The sequence below is a fragment of the Geomonas diazotrophica genome (genome assembly GCF_018919385.1).
GTDB classification, from domain to species: Bacteria; Desulfobacterota; Desulfuromonadia; order Geobacterales; family Geobacteraceae; genus Geomonas; species Geomonas diazotrophica.
In genome coordinates this window covers 53210-68948 of record NZ_JAHLMF010000010.1, presented here as the reverse complement: position 1 = coordinate 68948, position 15739 = coordinate 53210, and the positions used below count along the sequence as shown (strand labels likewise).

General features: G+C 65.1%; 11 protein-coding genes. 4 read left to right on the top strand and 7 right to left on the bottom strand.

Features of this window, described 5'->3' with window-relative positions; all coding sequences use genetic code 11:
• Positions 1-134: 134 nt before the first annotated feature.
• The gene (locus KOM00_RS12540; RefSeq protein WP_216499271.1) at positions 135-761 is read right to left on the bottom strand and encodes an OmpH family outer membrane protein; all 627 of its coding nucleotides are present in this window, start codon (positions 759-761) and stop codon (positions 135-137) included.
• 203 nt (positions 762-964) lie between these two features.
• Between KOM00_RS12540 and KOM00_RS12535 the strand changes: the two genes are divergently transcribed.
• Genes KOM00_RS12535 through KOM00_RS12520 form a run of 4 tightly spaced genes read left to right on the top strand, consistent with a single transcriptional unit; the run spans position 965 to position 2842 of the window.
• Complete coding sequence (locus tag KOM00_RS12535; RefSeq protein ID WP_216499270.1) at positions 965-1255, top strand: hypothetical protein; 291 nt, start codon at positions 965-967, stop codon at positions 1253-1255.
• Positions 1256-1308: 53 nt separating this feature from the next.
• Positions 1309-1575, top strand: coding sequence for a hypothetical protein (locus tag KOM00_RS12530; RefSeq protein ID WP_216499269.1), 267 nt, complete (start codon positions 1309-1311; stop codon positions 1573-1575).
• Positions 1576-1583: 8 nt separating this feature from the next.
• Positions 1584-2450 (top strand): hypothetical protein, encoded by an 867-nt coding sequence (locus KOM00_RS12525; protein WP_216499268.1) that lies wholly within the window; start codon positions 1584-1586, stop codon positions 2448-2450.
• Positions 2451-2452: 2 nt separating this feature from the next.
• Positions 2453-2842: a type II toxin-antitoxin system YhaV family toxin gene (locus KOM00_RS12520; RefSeq protein ID WP_216499267.1), complete on the top strand. Its 390-nt coding sequence runs from the start codon at positions 2453-2455 to the stop codon at positions 2840-2842.
• 44 nt (positions 2843-2886) lie between these two features.
• Here KOM00_RS12520 and KOM00_RS12515 read toward each other — a convergent pair whose 3' ends face one another.
• The 6 genes from KOM00_RS12515 to KOM00_RS12490 form a co-directional block, all read right to left on the bottom strand.
• Complete coding sequence (locus KOM00_RS12515; RefSeq protein ID WP_216499265.1) at positions 2887-3579, bottom strand: 4'-phosphopantetheinyl transferase family protein; 693 nt, start codon at positions 3577-3579, stop codon at positions 2887-2889.
• Positions 3576-4568: an NAD-dependent epimerase/dehydratase family protein gene (locus KOM00_RS12510; RefSeq protein ID WP_216499264.1), complete on the bottom strand. Its 993-nt coding sequence runs from the start codon at positions 4566-4568 to the stop codon at positions 3576-3578. The genes KOM00_RS12515 and KOM00_RS12510 overlap by 4 nt, the downstream gene beginning before the upstream one ends.
• A complete protein-coding gene (locus KOM00_RS12505) occupies positions 4556-6205 on the bottom strand; it encodes a fatty acid CoA ligase family protein (RefSeq protein WP_216499263.1) in 1650 nt (549 codons plus the stop codon). The genes KOM00_RS12510 and KOM00_RS12505 overlap by 13 nt, the downstream gene beginning before the upstream one ends.
• Positions 6206-6208: 3 nt before the next feature.
• Positions 6209-7111 carry an alpha/beta fold hydrolase gene (locus KOM00_RS12500; RefSeq protein ID WP_216499262.1) on the bottom strand — a complete coding sequence of 301 codons (903 nt, stop codon included), beginning with the start codon at positions 7109-7111 and terminating at the stop codon, positions 6209-6211.
• Positions 7108-8151, bottom strand: a complete 1044-nt coding sequence (locus tag KOM00_RS12495) for a 3-oxoacyl-ACP synthase III (protein WP_216499261.1) — start codon at positions 8149-8151, stop codon at positions 7108-7110. Before KOM00_RS12495 ends, KOM00_RS12500 begins: the two co-directional genes overlap by 4 nt.
• A 396-nt stretch (positions 8152-8547) precedes the next feature.
• Positions 8548-15738: a beta-ketoacyl synthase N-terminal-like domain-containing protein gene (locus KOM00_RS12490; RefSeq protein WP_216499259.1), complete on the bottom strand. Its 7191-nt coding sequence runs from the start codon at positions 15736-15738 to the stop codon at positions 8548-8550.
• Position 15739 lies beyond the last annotated feature (1 nt).

The window sequence follows — 15739 nt, the reverse complement described above, 5'->3', positions numbered from 1 at the left end:
TGTTAATTTTTGTAACCATTGGGAGGGCTGGGAGCTGGGGGGGGTGAAAAAAGGCTCGCCGCCTTGGAAATCCCGAGGCGGCGAGCCGGTGTAACGATAAGAATGGTACGGCTGGGCAGGGAAGGGTGGAGGAACTATTTCTTCCCTTTCTTGGAGAGCTCGGCGGCGACCTCTTCGCTGATGTCTTTGGGCTTCACCCTTTCATCCGCGAAGAGCACCCCTTTTTCCTCGACCACCAACAGGTAGCCATTGGCCTTGGCATAGTCACCGGCCGCCTTCTTGATCACGCCGCCGACTTCGTTGGTCAGCTTGTCCTGAAGCTTGTTCACCTCGAGTTCGCTCGCCCGTGCCAGCTTCTGGAATTCCTCGACCTTCTTCTGGAATTCGGCCGCCTTGGCTGCGCGCTCCTTCTGGGTCATGGTGGGAAGCTTGGCCTCGATGGCGGCCTTTTGCTTCTCGAGCTGCTTGGTCCGGGCGTCGAGCTTGCTGCGCAGGAGCTCCGACTTCTTCTTCAGCGACTCGCTTGCCGCCTTGCCTTCGGGAGATTCTGACGCGACCTTGCCCATGTCGATAAACGCGATCTTGACTGCCGCAACGCTTGCCTCGTCCTTGGCGGGAACCACGGGGGCAACAGCCGCGGCGGGTGCCACTGCCGGAGCTGCGGCGTGAGCAGCGGCGGGAGCAGCCTCAGCGGCAAAACCGTTCGCGGCGATGAGAGAGGTGAGTGCGGTGCCGATGAGTAATGACACGAACCTGTTCATATGATCGTCCTTTGTTTGAGTAGTGGTGACTGCGACGGGGAGAGCATAAAGCCTTTGTTACGCTTTGGCAATTAAAAGAAATGTGTTGGCCGGCCACAAAGAGCCAGTCGGCGGGTGGAAGTTGCCGACTAATCGCATCTATAAAGCCTGTTGACTCGTATACGCCTCGCTGCTACGATGCCACCACTCAAGAGGAGCGCCCCATGACCGATATGCTACAGAAGTTGCAGGCAGCGACATCCGACGACCCCGCCACGGCAGAGCTGTTGCACGAGGCTTTGAAAGAGATCCGCGAGCTGAGAAAGCAAAGGGACTCCCTGGAGGAGATCCTGATCGTGCTGTCCCGCACCGAGCTTCCCTGGGATGAGGCGGGGAACCCGACCGACGCCCTGCCGCACTTCAGGGAGCGCTACCTGAACGCGGTCCGCGAGGCCGCAGGACTGCTCGGGCTGGAGCTGCGCAGCACCATCACCAGGACCGAACCCAGAACCTGATCCGGCGCTCCCGTCCCGAAGGGGAAGGGCGCCTAACGACTACTGGAGCGTACATGCCTACCAACATGATGGAATGGGGATTCGTCGTCGTTTTCTTCCTTCTGCCCGGCACCATCGGCGCCTGGATCGCCCACACCAAGGGGCGCAACCCGTTTCTGTGGTTCCTGCTGAACGCCCTTTTCGCCCCCACCGTGATGATCACCGCCTTTCAGCGCCCGCTCCGCCCGGTAGAGGGGCACTACCGGCAATGCCCGAAGTGCAGCGAGTTCAGCAAATGGCGCGAGGCCTCGTGCAGATTCTGCGGCACCGGGCTTAGCTGAGCCGATCCATGTTCTTCCGCAAGCAGCCCGATTTCGGCCAGCTCCTGCGCGAACTGGGGGCGTTCAGCCGCAGGGACGTGACCCAGGGGCTGAAGCTGGCCAAACACAAGAAGTCGGCCCAGGCCCTGCTGAAAAAGGACCCGGTCTCCGGCCACGTCCTGCTCGGGCTGGTCGCCTGCCTGGAGCACGACATCGCCTCGATGCACGCCCAGTACCTCCAGGCCGTCGAGCTCTCCGACTCCTACCTTTCCCTGATGTATTACGCCCTTGCCCTGGAAAAATCCTGCCTCTGGAACGATGCGGCTAAATATGCCCTGCTCGCGCTGGACCGCGCGCCCCAGGAACCGAAACTGCTGAACGCCGCCATCGGCATCGCGCCGTTGACCGGGAGGTTTTCGCTGCTGAAGAAACTGCTCTCCCAATGGCAGGAAAGTCACGAGGGGGTGCGTCACCCGCGCCAGGATGATTACGAGACGGTGACCGAAACGCTGGCACGCCAGGGGTTGGCGGAGCAGGACCTGAAGGCGGTTCTCGCCGGTATCGGCACCGCTTTTTCCGAGACCGATGCCATCCTGCTGCAGTGCCGCTACGAACTCGTCCACGGCAAGGACTCGTCTTTCATCCACTACCGGTTCGTGCTCCCGGACAGCCTGGTCGCCACCTATTACGAGGACAGGGTCTCCGAAAAGCTCTCTACCGTCCCCTGTCATCCACGCATTTTCGATGCCTTCTCCTTCTCGGTGGAGAATGGCACCGTGTACGACCTCTACGACTGCATGGAGCGGGAACTGGCCTCCAGCGCCGACACCATCAAGGTCCCGGACCCGGACAAAATGAAGCTGATCGAAGAGCTCATCAGGGACGTGGAGGTCTAAACATGGTCAGCAACGAGTCGCGCATCCGCTTTCATGCCGCTTTCGAACAGGTGCTGGACGAACTGATCGCCGTGGTGGCCAAGGAGAAGGAGAGGAACCCGCAGACCTACAAGGATTCGCCCCAGGCGAAACTGCTGGCGCGGGTGTACCGGGCCATCAAGGATGAGATTCCTGCAGATCCGCAGCACGCCTCGTACTACCAGGGGGAGTCCGAGGGGCATGCCTACCGGCAGTGGCGCCGGGCCAAGCCGACCGGGGAGCACCGGCTCTTCTTCAAGTGGGACAAGGAAACCAACGCCATCATCTACGCCTGGCTGAACAGCGAGGTGAGCCTGGTGAAGTACAAGAGCCACATGGATGCCTACCGGGCGTTCAGGGGGAAGAGCAGATGATGATGGGAACGATGGGAACGATGGGACTCTGTAGGGGCGAATAATTATTCGCCCTGCCTTTGAATTGCCAGCGCCGCGCAATAACCGCCAGGGACCGGCAGGTCGATGATACACCAACGCCCGACCTCGTCAGGGTCCGAACCATGCCCCAGGAGGGCAGGCGGTTCACCCGGCAACAGCGAGACGTCAAACGCCGTCGAGACCAGCGAAAAACCTCTCCCGGTCCCCTTCATATAGGCCTCCTTCCGGGTCCAGCAACGGTAGAAAGCATCGAGCTGCAGTTGCGGAGCCAGGCTGAAAAGCTGCTCCCGTTCCCGCACAGAAAAATAGCGCTCCGCCATGGGGCGAAACGCCAGATCCTGCCGCACCTCTTCCAGATCGACTCCAATCTCCGCACCGTAACATACAGCAACGAGCAACTTCCCACCAGCATGGGAGACGTTGAAACACATCCCATCGGCCGCCTGCTCGGCCGCCAGATACGGCTTTCCGAACTCCCCCTCGAGAAACTCGAGACATCCCGGTTCCCAACCGTTGTACCCCGCCAGGATTTCCCGCAACAAGCCGCGCCCCACCAGAAACTCTTCGCGCTTGAGGTGATCGAACAGTCGAGCACCACGCCGTACTTCCTCGTCGTTTAAAAAGCCGAGCAGGCGTTGTTTTTCATGATCCGGGCGCTGCAGCGGTTCGAGCCTGAACTGCGCACGCACCCCCTCCAGTCCGGCGATCGGAATCAAGCCACTGCCTCGAACGACGCCCTCAGAAGCTTCAGCCCCTCCTGCGTCGAGATGCGGGGGGAGTAGCCGAGATCCCTGCGGGCCGCGGAGATGTCGAACCAGTGGGAGGTGGCGAGTTCCTTGGCGACGAAGCGGGTCATGGGAGGCTCACCGGAAAGCTTGAGCGTTTTCCAGGCTACTTCACAGGCAACCCCAACGGCATAGGCAACTCCGGCCGGGACGGTGCGGTTGACCGGCGGCACTCCGGCCGCGTCCAGGATGGCGTTCACCATGTCCCAGAGCGGGATGGGCTCCCCGTTGGAGATGAAATAGGCCTTGCCCGCCAGCGGCGCATCGGGGCAGAGACGGTCCGCCGCGTTCAGGTGCACCTCGGCCGCGTTATCCACGAAGACGGTGTCGACCAGACAGGTACGCGTGCCGATGCGCCTCAAGGCGCCGGCGCGTCCCTTGGCGACGATGCGCGGTACCAGGTGGTTGTCGCCCGGTCCCCAGATCAGATGCGGCCGGAGCGAAACGGTGGAAAGGGTGCGCGAGTTGGCGGCGAGGACGGCCTTTTCCGCGAGCGCCTTGCTGTGCGGGTAGTGCGCCTCGAAGTGGGCCGGGTAGGGGAGTGACTCGTCGCCACCCTCAACGTCGGAACCGTCGAAGACCACGCTGGGCGAGCCGGTGTAGACCAGGCGCCTGATGCCGAGGATGCGGCAGGCTGCGATCACGTTTTCGGTGCCGACGACGTTGGCGAGGTAGTACTCCTGGAAGCCCCCCCAGATGCCCGCCTTAGCGGCGACGTGGAAGACGGTGTCGCATCCCTGCGCCGCCTGGACCACTGCGTTCAAGTCGGCGAGGTCGCCGCGGTGCTGCTCTACGCCGAGGGAAGCAAGCTCCGGGTACTCTCCGCGCGAGAAACTGACCACTTCGTCGCCACGGGCGCGCAATTGCCTGACGATGGCCGAGCCGAGGAATCCGCCCCCTCCGGTGACTAGCGCGCGCACTTGAGCGTCTCCGCGGCCCAGACTGCCAGCTTCTCCCTGAAGATCTTGGCGTTGTGCCGTATGTCCACCGGGAAGGCGGGATGGAACAGGAAGGATTCGATGGAACGGGTGTGAATGTGTTCCTCGGCCAGCGATTTCAGCTCCTTGCGAACCTGCTCCTGGTCAACCTTGACGCCCTTCTCCAGTTCGATGCAGATCACCGGCGTGAGCGCCCCCGGCTCCCCCACGCCCACCAGGGCGCTGCGGAACACGGCGGGATGGGTGTTGAAGACCGCCTCGCAGGGGATGGTGTAAAGAGGGCCTGCTTCGGTTTCGACCCGGTGGGATTTGCGGCCGCAGAACCAGACACGACCGTCTTCGTCCATCCCCCCGAGGTCGCCCATGCGGTGGAAGAACGAGCCCGTCTCCGGGTCGATGATCTTGGAGAGGTGGTCCGATTCCGGGCGGTTGTAGTAGCCGCGGGTCACCTGTTCCCCCTGCACCACGATCTCGCCGATCTTTCCGGTGGGGACGCGCAGCGCATCGTCCCAGCCGCAGATGGGGTTGTCGGTAATCTGGACGATCTCCAGGCGGATGCCTTCAACCGGCCGCCCGACGCAGACCCCGCCGCCGGAATCGGTGATTTTACGGGTTTCCTGGAGGATCTCGGTGCTGCCTATGGAACAGACCGGGAGCGCCTCGGTGGCGCCGTAAGGGGTGAACACCTGCACGCCCGGGTTCAGCAGGCTGGTGAAGCGCTCGAGCACGGAGGCAGGCACCGGCGCCCCGGCGGAGATTGCCCGCCGCAGGGTGGGAAGCTTGATGCCGTGCTCCACGCCGTAGCGTCCCACCCGGTTGATGAGGGCTGGGGAGCCGAACATGGTGGTCACGCCGTACTCGTTGATCGGTCCCACGATCTTGCGCGGATCGACGGAACCAGGCCGGGTGAAGTCCATCTCCGGGATCACCGCGGTCATGCCGAGTGCCGGAGCGAACAGGGCGAAGAGCGGGAAGGTGGGGAGATCGATCTCCCCCGGCTCGATGCCGTAGACATCCTTCAGGGCCTTCACCTGCGCGGAGAAGTTGCCGTGGCTGTAGATGGCTCCCTTGGGTATGCCGGTACTGCCGCTGGTAAAAAGGATGGCCGCGACGTCGTCCTTCTGGGTCGGGGCGAGGGTGAAGGGGGTATCGTCCTGCTGTCCCGCGATGATCTTCGCAAGCGTGGTCCCTTCCCAGAACAGCCGCGGGCCGACGGTAACGCAGGTACGGATGCTTTCCTTGCCCCAGCCGAAGAGCTTGCGTGCGAGGTGCGCCTTGGGGATGCCGATGAAGGCGTGCGGTTCGGCCTCGGAGAAGCACTGCTTCAGGTTCTTGATCCCAAGCCCCGGATCGATAAGCACCGGCACCGCGCCCACCTTGAAGAGCGCGAAGGTGAGGGCGAAGAATTCCGGACTCGGCGTCACCATGAGCACGGTGCGCACGCCGCTGCAGATGCCGTGGGCGATCAACCCGCGCGCGATCCTGTCGCTCAGGCGGTTCAACTCCGAGAAGGTGAGGCTCCGCTTCCCCTTGGGGAAGATGATCGCCCTGGTGTCAGGCTGGCGCCTGGCCATCTCGGGCAGATGCGCGGCTATGTTGACGAAATCGATCTCGGACATGGGTCAGGCAGTCTCCCGGGCCTCGGTCTGCTGCAGGAATTCGACGATGAGCGGCACCACTTCGCCTTTCATGTCTTCGAGGACGTAGTGTCCGGCGTCGGGATAGCTGTGCACCTGCGCCTTCGGGAAGCGCCGCTTCCATTCGGCAAGGAAGGTGGTATCGAAAACGAAGTCGAGCTCTCCCCAGAAGATGGCCATGGGGAGGTCGCTGAAGCGCTCCAGACCGGCGGCAATCTCGCTCACGAGATCGTAACCGCGGTCTCCCGGTGCGAGCGGGATGTCCTGCACGAAGCGCAGCGTGGCGATCCGGTTCTGCCAGGAATCGTAGGGTGCGCGGTAAGCCTTCATCAGTTCCTGCGGCATCGGGTTCTTCTTGCAGCCGACGATGGACGCCCCGACGCTGAAGGCGTTGAAACCGCGCACCAGCAGGGTGCCAAGCAGCGTGTCGCGGCAGATCTTCAGCCCCAGCGGGAACTTCTTCTCCTTGGGGAGATGGAAGGCGGCGGTATTCAGGACCACGATGCGGCCGATCCGCTCGGGGTGGCGGCTTGCGTACCCCATGCCGATCATCCCGCCCCAGTCGTGCACCACAAGGGTGATCTTTCCTTGCAGATCGAGCGAATCGATCAGGTGCTCCAGGTCGTCGATGCGGCGGGAGAGGGTGTAGTCGTAGCGGTCGTCGCCCGGCTTGTCGGAGAAGCCGCAGCCGATGTGGTCCGGCACGATGCAGCGGTAGTTGTCCCGCAGCGCCAGTACCAGGTTTCTGTAGTAGAAGGACCAGGAGGGGTTGCCGTGCACCATGACCACCGGGGCTCCCTTGCCCTCGTCGAGGTAGTGGTAGGCGAGGCCGTCAAGGTCGAGGGTGCGGCCGGTGAAGGGGTAGTAGTTTTTCACTGCGTCTCTCACCAGTCCACTCCCAGCATGAGGCAGTTGAGCCCGCTCCCGATGCCCAAGAGAGCCACCCGATCGCCGGCGGAAAGCACGTCGCGCTCGTCTGCCAGCGCGGCGGTCAGGGGCAGGGAAACGGTCCCCATGTTCCCCAGGAATTCGTAGCTGGTGAAGTCCTTGTTGAGCGGGATGCCCAGCGTCTTCAGGATGGCGCTCTGGTGTGCGCTCCCGACCTGGTGGCAGACCACGCGGTCCACGTCGGTCTCCCTCCAGCCTACCTCGGGGAGGAACTCATCCCAGGTGCGGCGACCCAGTTCCACGCCGTAGTTCATCACGCTGACCGCGTCGGTGCTCATGGACTGCTCGTAGCCGCCCTTGCCGTCGGGGGTGATGCCCCAGAGGCAGAGGCCGTGGTGTTCAGGCGCCGCCTGAGTGATCCCGCCGCGCAGCCTCCTGCGGCCGGACTTGGAGAAGGAGCCGTCGGTGAGGAGCACGGCAACCGCGCCAGAACCGCCGGTGAGGGTGGCCAGCGAGCTGGCGAAGTTCTCCATGCTGCGGTCCTCCAGCATCTTGGCGATCATGACGTCGTTTATGTCGCGCGCGCTTTCGCAGGAGACCACCAGGCCGGCCCGGATCTGCCCGAGCTCGATGCGGTTGGCCACGTCTAGGATGCCGTTCAACACGCCCAGGCAGGCGTTGGAGAGGTCGTAGACCGCAACGTTACCCGAGATGCCGAGACCTGCAGCGACGCGGCAGGCGGTAGCCGGCTCGAAGCGTTCCCGGCAGACCCCGGTGTAGAGCAGGGCACCTATGTCGTTGGGGGAGATGCCGGCCGCGGAGAGCGCCTTCTTTCCTGCCGCGATGGCCCCCTTGGAGAGCTGAAAGCCCGGTTCCCACCAGCGGCGTTCGCGGATCCCGGTCAGGGCCTGGAGTTGCCCCGGGGTGAAGTGCAGCGTCTTGTAAAGCGGCTCCAGCCGCGCCTCGAGCTCATCCGAGGTGACCACCACCGGAGCGAGCTCGTAACCGAAAGATTCGATATATACCTTGGAATACTTCATCAATCACCTTAAGAAACGGAAGCTGTACAACAATGAAAACCGAAAGCATGACCAGAGAGGACGCCGAGGTCCGCAGAGGGCACAGAGAAAAATATAATGTTTAAACGTTTTCCCCTCTCCCCTCGGGAGAGGGAGTGTGGGCAGCATCTTACCCTCTCCCCTCGGGAGAGGGTGCCCGCAGGGCGGGTGAGGGCGACGCCACGAAGGGAGTGATCGCCTATCGCAGCGCCCTCACCCCGACCCTCTCCCGGGGGAGAGGGAGTATTGACAGCGTTTTACCCTCTCCCCCTGGGAGAGGGAGTGTTGACAGCGTTTTACCCTCTCCCAGGGGGAGAGGGAGTGTTGACAGCGTTTTACCCTCTCCCAGGGGGGGAGGGAGTGTGGAGAACGTAGTGTTTAGCTTCTTTCAATTTGGACCGTGAAGTCGTTCATCTGGTAGATGGCACGGCCGTCCACGTAGAGGAAGCCAGCGGCGGTCAGGACGCGGTTGGCATCGTCGGCGGCGGTGACCCAGGCCACCACGGTGACCTCCTTGTCGGTCGGCACGACCTGGCCGCGGTAGAGCCAGCGGTGCTTGCGCTCCAGGGCGACGGCAGCGACGGAATCGCCATCGTTCCACCCCCAGCGCTCCACGGCGGCGAACTTCATCAACTGCAGGAACGACTCCAGTCCCAGCGAACCGGGTGTCACCGGGTCCTGGTAAAAATGCGCCTTGAAGTACCAGTCCTCTGCAACAACCGTCTTGGTCCCCCTCAGGTAGCCGAGGCCCGCCGGACCACCATCCGGAACGTACAGCTCGATTCTGTCGATCATCCTCAGCATCTTGTCCGGGAAAGGACGCTGCTCGGGATAGGGGAGCGAGCGGCCGCGTGCCGTCTCCTCGGCGCTGGGGAGGTAGGGAGCAGCTTCGCGGATGCCGACCTGGTTGGCCAGGGCCTCCTTGGCGAAGAAACCGAACATGGTCTCGCCTTCGTAGAGCACGCCGTGGCGGTCCGCCACCGAAAAGTCGAACTCCTGGATGATCATCCCGCCGCTGGTGGCGGCCTTGGTAAGGGTCGCCGTCGCGGTCAGGGTGCCGCTTTGCGGCGTAACGGGACGGTGTTGTATCGCAGTCCCCCCAAGGTTTCTAAAGGAGATGTCGGTCGGGCTGGTTAGGGCGGAACCGACGTAGGCGGCAAGCCAGCCGCAGGGCTGCAGCGCAGCTTCCAGAAGGACAGCGAAGGGCATGCGCGGCTGACGGTCGGCGGCAAAATACCACTCGTCCGCCGGGATGTCGTACTGCGCTTCCGCCATCGCGCCCGGCACCATCTGCCACGGCTCTCCCTTGATGCCGGTGACGCGATCCATGAACTGGAAGGGAGGACCGGGGAGGCGGGCGATCTTCCGCTCGCTGTCGAAGACCTTGTATCGGTCACCGAAACCTTCGGAAGGGTTGCCGTTGCTGTATGCCAGTATCTGTTTTTTTGTGTAGATGGCCGGCTTCTGGTCGTAGGCAGGCGCCTGCATCGCTACGGGGGCGATGCCATGTGATTGCGCAACGTTGACACGCCACAGTTGAAGCAGTGCTTCACGGGTAGTGCCGGTGAGCCGCGCGGACATGTTGGTGATTTCGACGATCGGCTTGCCGTCGGCGTACATCAGGGCATCGACGATGGCGTACGGCTCGGGGCGGTAGCCCAGTTCGCGCACGGTCACCTCGTAGGTGACCACCTTGGTCGTCTCCAGTACCTGCCCGCGGCAGCAGAGCTGGCTCGCAACGCCGGGGACCGGTTGCCAGGCGGCCCCGTCGGCCTCCGCCACCCAGCCCAGGCGCAGCAGGAAGATGCGCAGGGTGTGCATGCAGCACTCGTACATGAGCGTGCCGGGCATGACGCGGTCGTCCGCGAAATGGCAGGTGATGAACCAGTCGTCCGGATGAATGTCCGCTTCGGCGCGGATGAAACCGAGGCCGCAACGCCCGCCGTCCGGGACCAGTTCCATGACGCGGTGCACCAGCTCCATCCTGCCGCCGGGGATGGTGAGGGGGCGCTGAACAGGCAGCCCGGCGAAGAGAGGCCCGAAGCATCCCGCGAGATCGCCGCGGCGCAGGGCGTCCAGCTGCCGCGCGTCGTAGGAGGAGCGCTGCATGGGCACCAGGTAGTTCCAGTCCGCGGGGAGCTTCCCGGTGCGGGGACGCAGGTCTATGGCGCCGCGCACGATCCCCTTGCCGGCGTCCAGTTCCTCCTGGGTGAAGAAGCCGGCGCAGCCGTTGCGCATGGAGAGAAGCGGTTCCCCGTTCACGGTCGCCTCGAAGTGGAAGCGGAACAGGTAGGTCTCGCCCTGCCTGAAGAAGCGCTCGATGTGGATGTCGTAGTTGATGGTCTCCCCGGGGGCGGGTAGCTCGCGGTGGAAGGTCACCACGGCGTCCAGGAGCCGGTAGACGGCGAGCCCCTTGGTGATGAAGTCGATGCCGAGATAGCCGGACAGGAACAGGTCGGCCTGTCCCGCCTCTACCGCGATGCAGGTCGGGATGCGGCCGCCGTCCAGGTACCAGGCGCCCGGATGGACGTCGTGCTGGGTTACCACGCGGCCGCTGGTCATCGATTTTGGCTCACCCTCGAGCGCCACGATGCGATGCACGAGCTGCAGCGGCACGTCCGGCAACCTCACCCTGGTCGGGTAGCTGTCCGCCTCGGCGAATTCGGGGCCGAGCATCTTGGCGACCGAACCGATGGCGAACTCAAGGCACATGTCGTAGTCGTAAAGCGCCGGAAGCGCGCCGGGGTAGGGGGCGGGAGCCGGCGACGGTGCAGCAGCAGCGGGGGCGGCCACGGCAGGCCCAGGCGCGGACATCGCGGCAGCGTAGGCCCCGGCGGGGTGGTTTTTGAGATCCTGTTCGACCGGAATGCCGGCGGCCAGCATCTGCTGCTGGATCGAGATCTGCAGCGCCAGGGCGTCGGCGATGGAACGGCTCAGGTCGCCGGCCACCCGCAGATAGGCTTCGTGGGCCTGCTGCCGGGCGTCCTGGGCCTGGGCGAACTCGTGCAGCAGCGGCTGGACGGGCACCTCGGAGAAGGCTTGCTGCACGGCCACGCCCGGAGCCGAGGCGAACTGGGACGGTGCGGCTGATGTCGGCGCGGCTTGCTCTCTGGCCGCAGGGAAAGCGGCGTTTGCGCTGGCTGGTTTACCCATATCCTCTGTCATGACCGATGTTTTTTCAGGTGTACTTACCGGAGTATCTATGGACCGCATTATCCGGGCAGAACCGGAGGGGACCTCAGGCTGAGCCATCCGGACCGGGGGCGCGGCAGGCTGAACAGGCGCTGCCGGGGGGACGGCCGCAGGCGCCTGGGCTTTTTGTCCGGCATGGGGGAGCCCCGGTGCGAACGGCACACCGCCGGTGGTGAAACGAAGCCCTTTCTGCTCGTGCGCGATCACCGACGGCTGAACCGGCAATTCGGGGGCGGCTGTGAAGAGCGGCTCCAGGTCGACCGGGATGCGCTCGGCGGTAAGCTGCGCCAATAGTCGCAACACTGCGGAGTTGGCGTCCGTGCCAGGCTGGCAGACGGAGCGCGCCACGTGGGGGCGGCCGTTCAGGATGCGCCCGATCATCCGGCTGCAGGAAGCGCCGGGGCCCATCTCGATGAAGTAGCGGATCCCCTCGTCGTAGGCCGCTTCGATCACCTTCGGGTAATCGATTCCCTCGACGGCCTGGGCCAGGATGGACTCGGCCGCGCTGCGGCGGTTCACCTGGTAGGCGCTCCCCGCTGCACCGCTGTAGAAAGTGACGCCGGGGGGAGGGGTGGTGGTGAAGACGTGCAGGTCGCGGTAGGCGGCAGCCACCTGGCGCGCCACCTCGCAATGCACGGTGGTAACACCCTGCAGCGGGAAGAAGCGGCAATCGAGCATGGCCACCAGGTGCTTCACCCACTTCACGTCGCCGCCGATGACGCACTCGTCCGGCGTGTTGACGATGAGAAGGTAGACCCGGCTGGTCTTCTTGATGGCGCGGCGCACCTCGCGCGCCGGGGCGTCGACCACGCCGATGCTCCAGTTGATCTCCTTCCCTTCGGGTTCCCCCCATGCCTCGCGGGCGGCACGGCATTCGCCGGCCAGGTCGCGGGTGAACAGGGTGGACGCCTTCATGCGGGTCAGCATCAGGTCGCGCTCGGTCCAGGTGCGGGTGGCGAAGAGCCCGGCGGATTCGCCCAGGCTGTAGCTTATCACCGCGTTGGGCCTGACCCCGAAGCGCTGCACCACGTCGGTGACCGCGCAACCGGTCGCCACCTGCCCGAAGATCACGGCCAGATGGTTCTCGTGCACGCTGTCGATGGGCGCACCGTTCCAGAACTGCTCCGGCTGGAACTGTTCGCGCAGGTAGAGGTTTTCCGCATCCTGGCGGCGGTAGACCTCGGGCCAGCGTGCGGAGAGCTCCATCCCCATCCCGGCGAAATGGTTGCCGGAACCGGGGTAGACGAACCCGATCTTGCCGCTTTTGCCGATGGGACTGGCGTTGAAGAAGAGGCGGTCGCGCTGGGACGGGTGCAGCACCGCCTCGGCGTAGGCCGCGTCGGAGCGGAGGATCCGCTCTCCCTGCAGGCAGAGCGAGGCGAGCTCGTCGGCGCTTCGGGCCACCAGGGAGACCGCGAGCGGTGCGCCGGAGGCACTGCTTTCTTTGCAGACACGCCGGGAGAAGACAGACATCTCCGGCGCGGGCTTTCTTTCCGCCGTTTCCCGCAGCTGCTGCACCCCTTCGGCAAGCTCCTGCCGGTCGGCTCCCGTAATGCAGAACAGGAATTCGTCCCATCCGCCCAGCGGGGCGACCCGCTCGACGACGGCGCGCTCGGGGACGTTGTCGTACCCCTGCAGCACGACGTGACTCACGCTGCCGTCCACGCCGAAGACGCTGACACCGGCGTGGCGTGCACCTTCACTGCGGTTCCTCAGCCAGTAGCGCGATCCGTTGGGGAGGAAAAGGGCGCCGTTGCCGGAGAGCTGGCCGACGGGACGCTCGCCGGAGCGTGCTCCCGGAATGATCTCCTGGTACAGCGCCAGGCAGCCGCGCACCAGCGAGGCGAGACCCGAGGCGGCGCCGGCGTGGCCGATGTCGCCTTTCACGCTCGCCACGGGAAGTCGCCTTGGTTGCGCCATGGCGCCCGGCTCGTCGAAAAACTCGGTCAGGGCGGCGGCTTCCATGCGGTCCTCGGCCCCGTTCCCGCTGCCGTGGGCCTCGATGAGACCGACAGCCGCCGGTGCTACCTCGGCCTCGCCGTAGGCGCGCTCCAGCGCGTGACGGTAGGCGGGGATGCCGGGGAGCATGACTTCACCGCTCGCGCTGCCGATACCGCCGATGACGGCGTAGATCCGGTCTCCATCGCGCTCCGCATCTTCGAGGCGCTTCAGGATCACGGTGGCGGCGCCCTCGCCGACCACGGTGCCGTCGGCGGTCTGGTCGAAGGGGGTGACGCTGCCGAAGCCGGAGTAGGGGCGGTTCAGGTGCTGCCCGATCACGGCCCTCAAGTCACCGGCGAGATCCACGGCGCCCACGATGGCGCGGTCGATTTCGTCCGACTGCAGCTGGCGCACCGCCGTTTCCAGGGCGCGCAGTCCGGAGCTTTCCTCGCTGGACATGGTGAAGCTCGGGCCGCCACAGCGGAACTCCCGGGCCACGCGGCTGGCGACGACGCTTCCCAGCGCGCCCATGGTGCGGTTGGCGGTGAGCGGCGGGCCGGCCTGGTCGCGCAACTGTCCGATCCACTGCTCAAGCTCGGCGGGCGAGAGCTGGAGCCCCAGTTCCCGCGCCCAAGCCGCCGCCTTTTCCGCGACGCTCCAGCGGAAGGCGAAGTTGGTGCTGTTCAGGTCGAGCGCGATACCGACGAAGACGCCGGCGCGCAGGTTGTCGCCGCGATCCATCCCGGCGTCCTTCATGGCGGCTGCGGCGGACTGCAGCATCAAAAGCTGCTGGGGCAGCATCTCTTCCAGCTCCTTCGGCGGGATGCGGAACTGGTCGGTCGGCTGGGAGAACTCGTCCAGGTAGAAACCGGCGAAGGGAGTGTCCTTCAGCTTTTCCTTGCCGAACCAGGCGCTCTGCTCGGCGCCCCACCAGTCCTTCGGGTGGGACGGCTTCGCGCCGGTCTCACCGCCCAGCACGCGTGCCTGGAAGGACTTCAGCTCCTGCCATTTGCCGAACCGCGCGTCGAGGCCGACCACAGCCACGGCGCCACCCTTCTTCGGGGGCTCTGCTGCAGCTGCGGCGGCAGCGTTCGGGAGCCATTCCTCTACCAGCAGGTGCGCGTTGATCCCACCGAAACCGAAAGCGGAGACCGCGGCACGCCGGGGCACGCCTTCCGCGCGGCGCTGCCACTGGGTCGCCCCCCGCAGAACGCGGAACGGGCTCTTCTCAAGTTGGAAGTTTTCCGGCGCCTGGTTGAAGTTCGCCGTCGGCGGCAGGGTCTCCTCGGCCATGGCCAGGAGCACCTTGGTCAGCGCGGCGGACCCGGCGGCTGTCAGGAGGTGGCCGATGTTCGATTTCACCGAGCCGATCACGCACCCCTTGCCGGGGGCGTCGCCCCATAGTTCCCTGAGACTTCCGACTTCGGTGGCGTCGCCGACTGGAGTCCCGGTGGCGTGGCATTCGATGAGGTCTACGTCCTGCGGCGACCACCCCGCCTTCGCGTAGGCGGCGCGCATGGCGCGCAACTGCCCGTCGGCCATGGGGGCCAGAAGGCTCCCACCCACGTCGTTGGAGAGACCGATCCCCCTGATCACGCCGTAGATGCGGTCGCCCTGCGCCAGGGCGTCGTCGAGACGCTTCAGCACGAAGATGCCGGCACCTTCCCCCACCACCAGTCCGTCGCCGGAAGCGTCGAAGGGGGAGCAGACACCGCGCCGCGACAGGGCGCGCAGCTGCGCGAAGCCCATCTGGGTGTAGAGGGGATCGGGGCGGGAAAGGCCGCCGGTCAGCATGGCGTCGGCGCGGCCGGCGAGGAGCTCGTCGCAGGCGAGCTTGATGGCGTAGAGCGAGGAGGCGCAGGCGGCGTCCAGGGTGCAGCACCCCCCGCCCAGCCCGAGCGCGGCGGCCAGGAGCCCGGCGGGAAGCCCCGCCACGTAACGGTTCAACGGGTTGGGGATGGGGTCGCCGGCGACATGCCCCAAAAGCTTCTCTTCGAAATTCCGGCCCAGGATCGCGCGGGAGAGTTCGGCGGATTTCTCGCTGGGAAGTGCCAGGTTGCCGATGATGACGCCGACGCGGGAGCGGTCCAGTTTCGCAGTCACCGCGCTGTCGAAGGATCTCTTGCCGGCGTGCAAAAGCAGGTGGAAAGCGGGATCCAGCCCCTCTGCGAGCTTCGGGTCGATGTGCAGTCCGGAAAGCGAGGATAGGGGAGGGAGGCTGTCGATGAAACAACCACGTTTGGAGTAGACGTGGTCGGGCTTGCCGGCCTCGGGATGAAAGGCCGCGTCGACAGCGAGGGCCCAGCGTCCGGCCGGGACCTCGCGCGCCGCGCTCTTGGCGTTACGGATGTTTTCCCAGAATGTTGTCAGTTCCGGCGCGTCGGGAAAGATCCCGCCCAGGCCGACGATTGCCACGCAAGGCGACTGCTGCTTCATG